This is a genomic window from Staphylococcus sp. 8AQ, assembly GCF_902506595.1.
Lineage (GTDB): Bacteria > Bacillota > Bacilli > Staphylococcales > Staphylococcaceae > Staphylococcus > Staphylococcus pasteuri.
In genome coordinates, this window is sequence record NZ_LR733871.1 from 1,350,235 (window position 1) to 1,362,585 (window position 12,351).

Consider the following 12,351-nt stretch of genomic DNA (forward strand, 5'->3'; position numbering starts at 1 on the left):
TAATCACCTATTTCTTCATTATGTTAATTTTATGATACGATAATAGTCGACAATATTAAATTAAAAGAGGTTGATAAAATGAAATTTACTGAAAGCGAAAGACTTCAGGAATTATCTAATGAATATATATTAGGTGGCGTTAATTCACCTTCTCGTTCTTATAAAGCAGTTGGCGGTGGAGCTCCTGTAGTAATGAAAGAAGGTAAAGGCGCTTATTTATATGATGTAGATGGTAATAAGTTTATTGATTATTTACAAGCTTATGGACCAATTATTACTGGTCATGCTCATCCACATATAACTAAAGCTATCCAAGATCAAGCTGCTAAAGGTGTGCTATATGGTACACCAACTGAATTAGAAATCGATTTTAGTAAAAAGTTACGTGAAGCTATTCCTTCATTAGAAAAGATCAGATTTGTTAATTCTGGTACAGAAGCTGTTATGACAACGATTAGAGTTGCTCGTGCTTATACAAAACGTAATAAAATCATTAAATTCGCTGGTTCTTATCATGGCCATTCTGATCTAGTATTAGTTGCTGCTGGTAGTGGTCCTTCACAATTAGGTTCCCCCGATTCAGCTGGTGTTCCTGAAAGCGTGGCTAGAGAAGTAATCACAGTACCATTTAATGATGTTGAATCTTATAAAGAAGCTATTGATCATTGGGGAGATGAAATTGCAGCCGTTTTAGTTGAACCTATTGTTGGTAACTTTGGCATGGTTATGCCTGAACCAGGATTTTTAGAAGAAGTGAACCGTATTACTCATGATAATGGCAGTTTAGTAATTTATGATGAAGTCATTACAGCATTTAGATTCCATTATGGTGCAGCACAAGATTTACTTGGTGTGATTCCTGATTTAACTGCATTTGGTAAAATCATTGGTGGCGGACTACCAATTGGTGGATACGGTGGAAGACAAGACATTATGGAACATGTTGCCCCACTAGGCCCTGCATACCAAGCCGGTACTATGGCAGGTAATCCACTATCAATGAAAGCTGGTATTGCATTACTTGAAGTATTAGAACAAGATGGCGTTTATGAAAGATTAGATCAATTAGGTAAACGTTTAGAAGATGGGCTACTAAAATTAATAGACAAACATAATATTACTGCTACTATCAATCGAATTTATGGTTCATTAACGTTATACTTCACTGATGAAAAAATTACTCACTATGAACAAGTAGAAAATTCAGATGGCGAAGCGTTTGCTAAATTCTTTAAATTAATGCTTAACCAAGGTATTAATTTAGCACCTTCAAAATTTGAAGCATGGTTCTTAACTACGGAACATACAGAAGAAGATATTGATAAAACACTAGAAGCAGCTGACTATGCATTTAGTCAAATGAAATAAGTGCTATATCATTAACCATATTTGCTCCCTCATTGTAATCATTTTAAATGGACTTTGAGGGAGCTTTTATCATTTTATAAAAATATCTTTAGTTAAACTGATTGTGTGTTCATTTAAAATAATTTGACTAGCGATTTGTTATATAATGTTATATTTCAAAAGCTACACTATTGTATTCACTTGAAATTTATGATTAGTCAGTGTATAACAATAATGAATACGAATTTAAAATTTTATTCAATAAAAATAAAAGGAGCGCTTCTTTTTGAGACTAGGAGCTCGGATTTTTAAAACAGGTATAGCAATCATACTAGCTATGTCTATCGCTTCTTTACTTCCTAATAATATTGGTCTAAAAGCATTAGCCGGTGTCAGTGCAGTTGTCGCAATGCAACCTAGTGTTTATAAGTCTATTAAAACTGTTTCTGATCAAGCTATCGGTAATATTATTGGCGCATTATTAGCTGTTACCATGGTTACAATCTTTAGTAATAATTTTATAATTATGGGTGTTACAGTTATCGTATTAATCGCAATTTTATTCCGATTTAATCTTGCACATGTTGCTACATTAGCAAGTGTCACAGCATTAATCATTATGGGCCAAGTCTCTGGTTCATTTTATGTCGCTGCATTTTACAGATTTGTTTTAGTTATGATTGGAGTACTAAGTTCTTCAGTAGTAAATTTATTATTCTTACCTCCAAAATTCGAAACTAAAATTTATTATAATTCTGTAAATATTACCTCCGATATCTTCGTTTGGTTTAAATTGGTATTAAATGACACTTCTGAATTTAATAATATTAAACAAGATGGCGATCAACTGAATTCTAGAATCGATAAACTCGAAAAGATTTACGACTTCTATCATGAAGAAAGACCTTTATTAAAAAAGAATATATTTGAACAATATAGAAAGAAAATTCTATTTAAAGAAGTAGTAAGAACGACTAGATTAGCTTATGAAGTATTAAACAAAATGTCACGTTACCCAAATGATTTACATCAACTAAATAATCAATTGTTATTACAAATTAAATTGGAATTAGACTCATTAATTGCTTTCCACGAGCAAATTTTAAAAAGTTTATCTAAAAAGGCTAAATTTAAAGTCACACAATTGCAATATGAAGTTGATAACCCACTTAAAAAAGAACTTATGACTGCTTTTCAAAATGAATTAATTCAAAATCCATATCAAACTAATTATTCTTATGCTAATATTATGCAAATTATCGCAGCAATAGAAGAATATAGATATCATTTGGAACATTTAGATAGACTTCGTATTAGTTTCTTTACTTACCATCGCAATGATACTGATATTGATATTGCTGATGAAGATTTTGACTTATAGCTTTTAAACTTATTTAATTATCAATCTAAGCTATTTATAAATTAATTAGAACTATATAGCAAAAGAGCTTAAGGCAATTCAACATTTGCCTTAAGCTCTTTTTTATTATTATAAATTTTGTATGCTATATAAATGCTCATAAGCACCTTTTTTATCAATTAATTGTTGGTGTGTACCCATTTCAACAATTTCACCATTTTCTATAACTACAATTTTGTCTGCATGAGTAATTGTTGAAAGTCTATGTGCTACGATTAACGTCGTACGATCTTTACTTAAAACATCTAGTGCTTCTTGAATAATTGCTTCACTTTCTAAATCTAATGCACTAGTAGCTTCATCTAAGATTAAAATTGGTGGATCATTTAAGAATATACGTGCAATAGATAGTCTTTGTTTTTGACCACCTGATAATTTCACGCCACGTTCACCAACTTCTGTGTCGTATCCATCTTGAAGATTCATTATAAATTCATGAGCATTAGCCATTTTAGCTGCTTCAATAACTTCTTCGTCTGAAGCATCAGGTCGGCCTAGTAGAATGTTCTCCTTAACCGTATCGGAAAATAAGATATTATCTTGTTGAACTAAACCAATTTGATTTCTTAGGCTACCTGTTAAGAAATCTTTAACATTGTGGTTATCAACAAGAATTTCTCCTTCTGTAACATCATAAAACCGAGGTATTAAATTAATAAGTGTTGACTTACCTCCACCACTCATTCCTACGAAGGCAACGGTCTCACCTTTATGAATAGTCAAATTAATATCTTTTAAAATGTCTTGTTCATTTTCATTATATTTGAACCCAACATGTTTTAATTCAATTTGACCTTTTTTAATTTCGATTGGTTGAGCGCCAATACCATTTTTTATGTCATAATCTTCATCTATTAATTGGAAGACACGATCCATTGACGCAAAACTTTGAGTTAATGTTGTAAAAGAAGATACTAATCGTCTTAAAGGACCGAATAATTGTTCTAAATAACCAACGAATGCAGCTAATGTCCCTACTGTAATAGAACCACTTATTGCTAAGTAAGCACCGACACCAATGACAATAATTGGGCCTATATCTGTCACAGTATTAATTGCAGCAAAAGAATATGCATTCCATCTCGTATGTTGAAATGCTTTTTGTAAAAAGTTTTTATTACGGTGATCGAAATTACCCGCTTCATTATCTTCAATTGCAAAGCTTTTAATAACAGACATTCCTTGTACACGTTCATGTAAAAATCCTTGAACTTCTGCTAAAGCTTGAGATCTTACTCTTGTTAATTTTCTTAAACGACCAAAGAAGAAATAAACCGTTAAGATATAGAATGGGAAAATAAATAATGCAGCAAAAGTCAGTTTAACATCAAGGAAGAACATAATTGTTAATGCTATTATTATTGTTATGCAATCAAGCCAAATATTCATTAATCCTGTTAAAATAAAATCTTTTGTTTGTTCCACATCATTAATCACTCGTGAAATAACTTGCCCTACTTGGTTATTAGCATAGAAACGTGCACTCAATGCTTGTAAGTGATTATAAAGTTGCTTTCTTATATCATATAATATTTTATTACTTGTCCATTGAGCTAGATATTGTCTTATAAATTCAATTGGCGGTCTAACAATTAAAAAGATAAATAGGGCAATACCTATAACTATGGCTAGGTGTGAGTATTTTTCGCTATCACTAAGTGAATGATTATTGATAACACCATCTATTGCATATTTAATAAGCAATGGAATTAACATTGGTATACCAAATTTAATAATACCAACTATAATAGTAGCAATAATACGATATTTATATGGTTTAACAAACTTTAAATATCGTTTAATCATTATTTTAATCCCCCCATATAATATTTTTTAAATTGATCTTTTTAAAATTGAACAGAGGTTGGATATGATGAATCGCCTTGGAATATCATTTCAATTAATCATTAGTATACATAAGCTAATAATTAATTAAATTATTCCGCAACAATTGACTAACATATCTCAACCTCTGATTGATACGATTAACAAATATAATTTTAGTTAATAGAGATTGTTTTATCTAAACTATCAATGTTTATTTAATTAAATCAATGCAACATTGAATAATATAAACCATCTCATATCGTTTTACATCTAATTTGCTTAATAATCCCTAATTTTTTTATATCGCTCTTTCCAAACTTTGATAAAATCAGGAGCGAAAGGCCCTTTTTTCTGTTCTATCCACTGTTGTAAAATATCTACACTTCTTCTTAAAATAACATCTATATCGTGAGGATAATTCATTTGATTCATATGTTGCTCATACTCATCTTCATCTAATAAATGGTATTTCCCATTAGGATAAACTTTAATATCCAAATCATAGTCGATGTATTTTAAGGCTTCTTCATCACAAACAAATGGTGAAGATAAATTACAATAATAATAAACACCATCTTCACGAAACATACAAATCACATTAAACCAATATTCAGAATGAAAATAGACAATAGCTGGTTCTCTTGTAATCCAAGTGCGGCCATCACTTTCTGTTACTAACGTGTGATCATTCCCACCAATAATCACATGATCTGTACCTTTTAAAATGGTTGTTTCAGACCAAACGCGATGAATATTTCCATCATGTTTATAACTTTGAATTTTGATGTCTTGTCCTTCTTTAGGTATGGATTCTTTTACCATACTCCACACCACCTTTATACTTTTTAACCATTTAGATTATATCATATTTTCAAACTACTTCTGTACTTTCACGCCATTAAATTTAAGTATTAGTTAGATTTTATTGGATTATAAATAAGTAAAATGATTTATTATTATTTCTGTTTTGAAGAAACCTATCCTTCAATAAATTGATATATTTTATCCATTGATACTGGAAATGAATAATCATCTCGATTAGATAAATCAAACCAAACCATATTATCAGGTAAAACCTTTTCATTTATATCTATAGTTTCAGGCACACTATAGACTTTAATATTCCAAGTTAAGTGTGTAAATTGATGTTTTAATTTAAATATATGTTCTGGTAAAGGTTCTATGTCATGTTTTAGTTTATGAGATATTTCTGAAATAGCATTAGAGGCTTCAAACATTGGAAATTCCCACATACCATTCAATAACCTTTCCTGTCTTTTTTCTAATAAATATTGTCCTTTATGATTTCGAATTAAAAAGACACTTTGTTCAATGGTTTTCTTTTTAAGATTTTTGGTTTTAACTGGTAAATCTAATACTGTTCCTTTATCAAAGGCTTCACAATTTTCTTGAACTGGACAAAACATACAAAGTGGGTTTTGAGGTGTACAGATAAGCGCACCTAATTCCATCATTGATTGGTTAAACGTTCCAGCTTCCTCTTGAACATAAGGTAATAACTGTTGTTCAAATGTTTTACGTGTAGATTGGAGCTTTATATCACTGCTATCATTATTTAATCTTGACCAAACTCTAAAAACATTACCATCAACTGTAGGGAGTGGATGGTCAAAGGCTATACTCATTACTGCTGCTTGAGTATATGGTCCGACACCTTTTAAAGATTTAAAATTTTCAGGATCAGATGGGACTATTCCATTATAATCACGTTGTACTTCTTTGACTGCATGATGAAAGTTTCTTGCTCGGCTATAATAACCAAGTCCTTCCCAATATTTGAGTACCTCATCCTCATTTGCTTCACTCAAATCGGCTATTGTAGGAAAACGATGAGTGAATCTATCATAATAATCTATAACTGTTTTGACTTGTGTTTGTTGTAACATAACTTCACTTAACCATATATAATAAGGATTAGTAGTCTCTCTCCAAGGCATTGAACGTTGATTGTTATTAAACCAATGTACAATATTATCTTTGAAATTTTCTTCTAAATACATATATTTCCTTTCCTGAACAATGATTTAATGTTTCAATTTGATTTTAATGGATATTTTACTTACATGATAAATAAGAATAACACATTATTAATGTGAGTTGATTTTGTTATTCTAACTTTTAGATTATAATATATTATAAATTAAGATGAAAAGAGTGAACATAAATGGACACAGCCACGCACATTGTTATTGGAGTTGGACTTACTGCACTTGCAACTCAAGATCCAGCGATGTCAGGCACATTCGCGGCAAGTGCCACAACACTGATTGCAGGTTCCCTTATACCTGATTGGGATACGGTTTTAAAATTAAAAGATAATTCAACTTATATTTCCCATCATAGAGGCATTACGCACTCTATTCCATTCACTATATTATGGCCAATATTAATTACATTTTTAATATTTGTTATATTCAACCACACATCCCCATTACATATATGGATGTGGGCACAATTAGCAGTTTTTTTACATGTGTTTGTTGATATTTTCAACTCATATGGAACACAAGCTTTAAGACCAATTACTAATAAATGGATACAACTCGGCGTTATTAACACGTTTGATCCAATTATATTCATTATATTATGTATAGGCGTGGTGTTATGGGTATTAGGAGTACATCCTTATTTGGCATTCTTTCCAATAATCGGTATTTTAATCATTTATTATATAATCCGATTTAAAATGCAATCTTTCTTAAAGAAACAAGCATTAAAGCAAATTAAACAAGAGCATAACCCTGTAAAAGTATTTGTAATTCCTACAATGAAATTTATGGAATGGCGTATTGCTATTCAAACAGACGAACATGATTATGTTGGTAGATCACATGGTCGAAATATTGTTTTTAGTGATAAAGTTAAACGTCAACATTTATCTATCGACTCATTATTATGGAAAGTTAAAAGTAATAAAGATATAAGAACATTTTTAAACTTTTCTTCTATATATCGTTGGCAAACAACGCCATTAGATGATGGTTCTACAGAAATTCGATTAATGGATTTAAGATATTTAAATAATGATCATTATGCATTTGTTGCTATTGCCCATCTAACATCTCAAAATGAAATAGATCATTCTTATATTGGTTGGGTATTTAGTGAAGACAAATTACAACGTAAATTATTCGCAAAATAATAATAGCCAAGGTTCAAGGACATGTAATAATGTAATCCTTAAAAGTAAACTGCTTAAGTTAACTTGATGGATATGCAAAATACATGAGTCCTATACCTTGGCTTTTTATATTTTAATTATTATTTTTATCAATTTCACTATTGTCACTATCTTTTATATGATTAGCATTACTTGAAAAATGATTAGATTGAATAGTTGATTGTGTATTTTTATTTCTATATTTAGCATGAGCTACAAAACGAGATAACGCAAAATTAATTAAACATAATATCAAGATGAAACATAGTATATATAAGTGATATGGTATATTAGCTAGACTTACTCTGCCAAACAACACTGATTGTGCTAAGCCATTAGTTACATAATAAAATGGATTTAACATCAATACATGTCCAATCATTGTCAAATGTGTTTTAGGAACATAAATAATTGGTACTAAAATAAATTCTATAACACAAAATATATAAAAATATATATCCGCTTTATGATTTAAGATTTTTACTAAACCAAATAACACTGATAGGAAACAATTTAACACTATTGTTACTAACATAAAATATATTGTAGCTAGTAATGAACTTTCAAAATTAATTGGTTTCCATATTGCAATAATTGTCATAAGTACAAATAGTAAAATACCTCCAGCAATTGTAGTAACTACTATGGGTGTTACTGGGGATATTTTAAACGATTTAGTAATCATATAATCTTTAGCGTATATTTTATAACATAAAAATAAGCTGAGGACGATGTACCCAAATGCTAATAAAGTTAAAAGTCTATATAACCATACACCTTGTATCATTTCTGTTGCGTTTGTCACCTTGAAAAATATTTCTACCGCAAATATTAAGACTAATCCAACTATAAAACTTACCGTAAACCATTTCCATAAGTTTTTAACATGTTTTAAAGAATAATTTAAAACGTGTGGTAAATTTTTAAAATAAATAATTATACTATCGATCATACTTACACCTACAATTCAATATATATCCACTTATTATCTTTCATATCGGCAATAAAGTATCCATCACCAGATTTACAAATCCAAACATCTTTATTAATGTTGAATTTATCTTTCAATTCTTTTTTATTAACAATAGGCATCACAAAACCGTTTAACTGATCATCATCATTAAAAATCATCTTAATCGGTTGAGAAGTTACATCAGCAACAAAACGATTATCTTCTTCAGGGACTAGTGATTTTTTTACTGTATCGTGGTCTTTGTGTAAATGACTATTGAAGTATTCTACATACTTACTATAGTTGGATTTAATATATGGAGATAAAGTTTTGAAACTATGCTTTTCATACAAACCAGCTGGATTAAAATACTCTAGTTTACTTTTAGCTACGGTATAATTTTTTCCACTTTCATTTAATCGATAATTTTTACTATTTTCTCCATCAATAGTAACGACACTATATTTAGGTAAGGTTAGATTATTTGAACCTGAAATTTTAACGCTTCCTTTTAATGCTATTCCATAAGCTAATTTATTTTCATATGTATCTTTAGTTTGTGTTTGAAGTGGAGTTTGATTCCCCGCTGAGATATTTATTATTCCTAAATTATTAAATAAAAGAATGCCCATAAGTGCTAATCCAATTATAAAACTGGTCATTAAAGTCCAAAATCTTACCAAAAATATTGGTGGTTTGGCATGATTATAGCGTTCAATTCTTTTAAAATTATAAGTCATCTCAGGCATTCTTGTTCGACTTTTTTTCCAATCAAGATCAAATGATGAAAGTTCTTCTTTTGATTCAATACTTTTTCGGTCTCTTTCATGATCTTTAAATACAGGAATTACTTGTTTAAGAGACCCTTCCATACGAATCTGTCCGTGTGAGACCCAAGTAATATAGTTACTCACTTGTTCTATTTTATCAACGTCATCATCAATAAAAACAATCGTTTGGTTATGATTGATATAATCATTTGATAGCTCTATCGCTCGATTTGTAAAAGATTCATCTAAATATTGAAGAACATGATTCAAAATAATGATATTGGATTTAGATGATCTGGCTATACTTAGTAGTAACTGAGCAAATTCTTGTTTGGTTAATTGTGAAACGAGTTGTTTTTCATCTAAATGGGCATATTGAATGACTTGATCGTATTTATAATCAGAGACTTTATATGGAAATAGTTCAACAATGTGCTTAACGTAATCTTTCACAGTTTGGTTTACAATTTTTCGGTCTTCAATATCTCCATAATATACATGATCACTTTGAACTAATTTTCCTTTATCAGGGTGAATAGATCCTGATAATAATCTACCTATTAATTTTTTAGAAGAACCTGGTTCACCGATAATACCTAAGGCCTCACCTTGATAAATATGTAGTGAGACATTATTTAAATCAATATCTTCAGCGGCGTATCCAAAAGGTAAGTACCATTTTTTAGTTTTTTTATTTCTATAATAATGAGTAACTTTAAGTAACTTTAAAACGATTGAACTTCCCATTTCTTTTCATCCTTCTATAATTTTAATAATGCAATTGGTAAACCTTCTTCGGGTTCGCTACTTTTAATTCTAAATCCCCAAGCGAATATACCTTTTAATCTTTCCACTTTAAAATATTGATCACTGCCATCATTTAATTGATAGATTCTGCCTAATTCAATTTTATTACGATCAACTAAATAACTTTCAGCTACAATTACTTTACTTTGATAAACGTCATATTCATTCAAAATACCGTTCATTTCTGCTTTTCTCATTTTTTCTTTATAAGTTTGTATTTCATGTCTTAATTCTGGCTCAGACATTTCACTCAATTTCTTCTGTTCCATTTTCGATACCACTTTCTTCTAATTTAGATTTAATTTTATCATATTTATAGCCTTTTCTCATAAGCGTTTCTATCGTTTTTCTTACTAGTTGTTGCCCTTCATATTTTCTTTGATGCTTTTGATATGTTTTTTCTAAATCAGTTTGTAACATATCGTCAAGTTGTTCTTCGTCCTGTGAAAAATCAAGTTCATCCATGGCTTGTTTGATTTTTTCTATCGTAAATCCTTTTTGCATTAAAGCAGTCATTGTTTTTTGTTTAACTTTTGAAGTTGGACCTTTTTTAGTTTTAATTACTTTACTCGCTACTTTGATGATATCTTCCATTGGTTGTTGTTCTATGTATAGAGCAGTATATTCATCTATAATATTAGTTTCAATACCAGCTTGATACAATTTTTGTTTATAAGTTTCAGGTCCCTTATCCGTTGTATTGATCATAGTGTTTTTCAAACTTTCAGCATAATCATAATGATCTATTAATTTTTCTTGGTAACAATAATCTATCACTTGTTGCAGCGCTTCTTCAGAAATATCATTTTTTATTAAATGTTGACGTACTTCTCTTTCAGTACGCTTTCTAAATGAAAGATATTGAATTGCTATATTTAAACCTCTTCGATAATGGTCATATTTTTGAATCTGCTCCATTTCTGCAGCTTCTAGTACTTGATCTTTCTTTAAATTAAATTTAACAAGTGTATCAATATCTATCCCCATCTCAAATTGATTATCGAGATATAGATTAAAACGTTCTTTGTTCTTCTTTTGTACTTCTAATTTAGTGATTTTAGGCATGATACACCTCCTCATAAACATTGTATATATCATATTATGACATAGTTCAATCATTAGCAATAAAGTCACGCTTTATAAAAAATAAAACCCCTATCATATTTACAATGTTCAACATTACATAGTTACTGTAATTTATTCGTACTAACATTGCATATGATAGGGTAATTGTTATTGACCTAGTTGGGCCATTGCTTCCTCATATTGGTCATCGGATATATAATCAAGTTGTTTCATTTTTTCTAAATTGGTTTTAACTCTATTCGTAAAATTATCTGACATGTCATTAATATTATATACACTTGGCGCATTAACTTTGCTTGCTAAAATTGCGCTTTGTAATACACTAATTGTATTCAAATTTTGATTGTTTTTATTAGTTGTTGCGCCGAAGTAATGATTTGCTGCACCTTCAACAGTATATTGATTATCTCCAAAATATATATTATTTAAATAAAAACTAAGTATCTGATTTTTATCATATTGTTTTTCTACTTTATGTGCTACAAACAGTTCTTTTACTTTTCTTGTGAAAGAACGTTCGTTATCATAATAATAATTTTTAACAACTTGTTGTGTTATTGTACTACCACCTTGAACATCATGATCACTCAAAGTAGAAAATAAAGCTCTTGTTGTTCCTTTAAAATCAAATCCATGGTGTTTATAAAATCTTTCATCTTCTAATGAAATAAAAGCACCTCTGACATATTTTGGCATTTGATCTGCCGAAACATAATCACTTTTATTTTCAATCGATTTTAAATCGTCTACATTAGCTCTCGATGATAAAAAAAACATTAATCCTAAGAATAATACTAATATAATCGCTAATGTAATAAGTATTTTTAAAAAGATACGTTTACTTTTCTTTTTTTTAGGTGGTTTCCCTATTGGTTGATAATAAGTATTATAGTGAGGTTCACGCATATCTCGTTGAGGGAATTCATTAGATTGTGCATATCTGTCGCTTCTTTTCATGCAT

General features: G+C 29.6%; 11 protein-coding genes. 3 read left to right on the forward strand and 8 right to left on the reverse strand.

Annotated elements, in window-relative coordinates; all coding sequences use genetic code 11:
- Positions 1–78 precede the first annotated feature (78 nt).
- Both GVY01_RS06690 and GVY01_RS06695 read left to right on the forward strand, forming a co-directional pair.
- Entirely contained in the window at positions 79–1,368 is a 1,290-nt protein-coding gene (locus tag GVY01_RS06690; RefSeq protein WP_017636962.1) for a glutamate-1-semialdehyde 2,1-aminomutase, read from the forward strand.
- 265 nt (positions 1,369–1,633) lie between these two features.
- The gene (locus GVY01_RS06695; RefSeq protein ID WP_029055999.1) at positions 1,634–2,728 is read left to right on the forward strand and encodes an FUSC family protein; all 1,095 of its coding nucleotides are present in this window, start codon (positions 1,634–1,636) and stop codon (positions 2,726–2,728) included.
- A 108-nt stretch (positions 2,729–2,836) separates the two neighbouring features.
- On the opposite strand, the gene GVY01_RS06700 is transcribed toward GVY01_RS06695, so the two are convergent.
- The 3 genes from GVY01_RS06700 to mutY all read right to left on the reverse strand — a co-directional run bounded on the left by GVY01_RS06700 (position 2,837) and on the right by mutY (position 6,615).
- Positions 2,837–4,573 carry an ABC transporter ATP-binding protein gene (locus tag GVY01_RS06700; protein WP_017637513.1) on the reverse strand — a complete coding sequence of 579 codons (1,737 nt, stop codon included), beginning with the start codon at positions 4,571–4,573 and terminating at the stop codon, positions 2,837–2,839.
- Between the two features lie 300 nt (positions 4,574–4,873).
- Positions 4,874–5,416: a nucleoside tri-diphosphate phosphatase gene (gene ntdP, locus GVY01_RS06705; RefSeq protein ID WP_002452360.1), complete on the reverse strand. Its 543-nt coding sequence runs from the start codon at positions 5,414–5,416 to the stop codon at positions 4,874–4,876.
- A 155-nt stretch (positions 5,417–5,571) separates the two neighbouring features.
- Positions 5,572–6,615, reverse strand: a complete 1,044-nt coding sequence (mutY, locus tag GVY01_RS06710) for an A/G-specific adenine glycosylase (protein ID WP_159333685.1) — start codon at positions 6,613–6,615, stop codon at positions 5,572–5,574.
- 164 nt (positions 6,616–6,779) lie between these two features.
- On the opposite strand from mutY, the gene GVY01_RS06715 reads away from it, so the two are divergent.
- Positions 6,780–7,757, forward strand: coding sequence for a metal-dependent hydrolase (locus GVY01_RS06715; RefSeq protein WP_159333686.1), 978 nt, complete (start codon positions 6,780–6,782; stop codon positions 7,755–7,757).
- Between the two features lie 112 nt (positions 7,758–7,869).
- Here GVY01_RS06715 and GVY01_RS06720 read toward each other — a convergent pair whose 3' ends face one another.
- From GVY01_RS06720 to sgtB, 5 genes are all read right to left on the reverse strand, one after another.
- The gene (locus GVY01_RS06720) at positions 7,870–8,727 is read right to left on the reverse strand and encodes a hypothetical protein (protein ID WP_108016950.1); all 858 of its coding nucleotides are present in this window, start codon (positions 8,725–8,727) and stop codon (positions 7,870–7,872) included.
- 8 nt (positions 8,728–8,735) lie between these two features.
- Positions 8,736–10,244, reverse strand: coding sequence for an ATP-binding cassette domain-containing protein (locus GVY01_RS06725; RefSeq protein WP_108016951.1), 1,509 nt, complete (start codon positions 10,242–10,244; stop codon positions 8,736–8,738).
- 14 nt (positions 10,245–10,258) lie between these two features.
- Complete coding sequence (locus tag GVY01_RS06730) at positions 10,259–10,573, reverse strand: YfhH family protein (RefSeq protein WP_017637841.1); 315 nt, start codon at positions 10,571–10,573, stop codon at positions 10,259–10,261.
- Complete coding sequence (gene recX / locus GVY01_RS06735) at positions 10,551–11,369, reverse strand: recombination regulator RecX (RefSeq protein ID WP_017637842.1); 819 nt, start codon at positions 11,367–11,369, stop codon at positions 10,551–10,553. The genes GVY01_RS06730 and recX overlap by 23 nt, the downstream gene beginning before the upstream one ends.
- Before the next feature lie 168 nt (positions 11,370–11,537).
- Positions 11,538–12,347, reverse strand: a complete 810-nt coding sequence (sgtB, locus tag GVY01_RS06740; protein WP_017637843.1) for a monofunctional peptidoglycan glycosyltransferase SgtB — start codon at positions 12,345–12,347, stop codon at positions 11,538–11,540.
- Positions 12,348–12,351 lie beyond the last annotated feature (4 nt).

What these genes read in the sequence shown, in the direction of transcription:
- GVY01_RS06720 (WP_108016950.1), bottom strand. Translation starts at nt 8,727, where the DNA reads ATGATCGATAGTATAATTATTTATTTTAAAAATTTACCACACGTTTTA.
- recX (WP_017637842.1), bottom strand. Translation starts at nt 11,369, where the DNA reads ATGCCTAAAATCACTAAATTAGAAGTACAAAAGAAGAACAAAGAACGT.
- GVY01_RS06730 (WP_017637841.1), bottom strand. Translation starts at nt 10,573, where the DNA reads ATGGAACAGAAGAAATTGAGTGAAATGTCTGAGCCAGAATTAAGACAT.
- mutY (WP_159333685.1), bottom strand. Translation starts at nt 6,615, where the DNA reads ATGTATTTAGAAGAAAATTTCAAAGATAATATTGTACATTGGTTTAAT.
- GVY01_RS06700 (WP_017637513.1), bottom strand. Translation starts at nt 4,573, where the DNA reads ATGATTAAACGATATTTAAAGTTTGTTAAACCATATAAATATCGTATT.
- GVY01_RS06715 (WP_159333686.1), top strand. Translation starts at nt 6,780, where the DNA reads ATGGACACAGCCACGCACATTGTTATTGGAGTTGGACTTACTGCACTT.
- ntdP (WP_002452360.1), bottom strand. Translation starts at nt 5,416, where the DNA reads ATGGTAAAAGAATCCATACCTAAAGAAGGACAAGACATCAAAATTCAA.
- GVY01_RS06725 (WP_108016951.1), bottom strand. Translation starts at nt 10,244, where the DNA reads ATGGGAAGTTCAATCGTTTTAAAGTTACTTAAAGTTACTCATTATTAT.
- sgtB (WP_017637843.1), bottom strand. Translation starts at nt 12,347, where the DNA reads ATGAAAAGAAGCGACAGATATGCACAATCTAATGAATTCCCTCAACGA.
- GVY01_RS06690 (WP_017636962.1), top strand. Translation starts at nt 79, where the DNA reads ATGAAATTTACTGAAAGCGAAAGACTTCAGGAATTATCTAATGAATAT.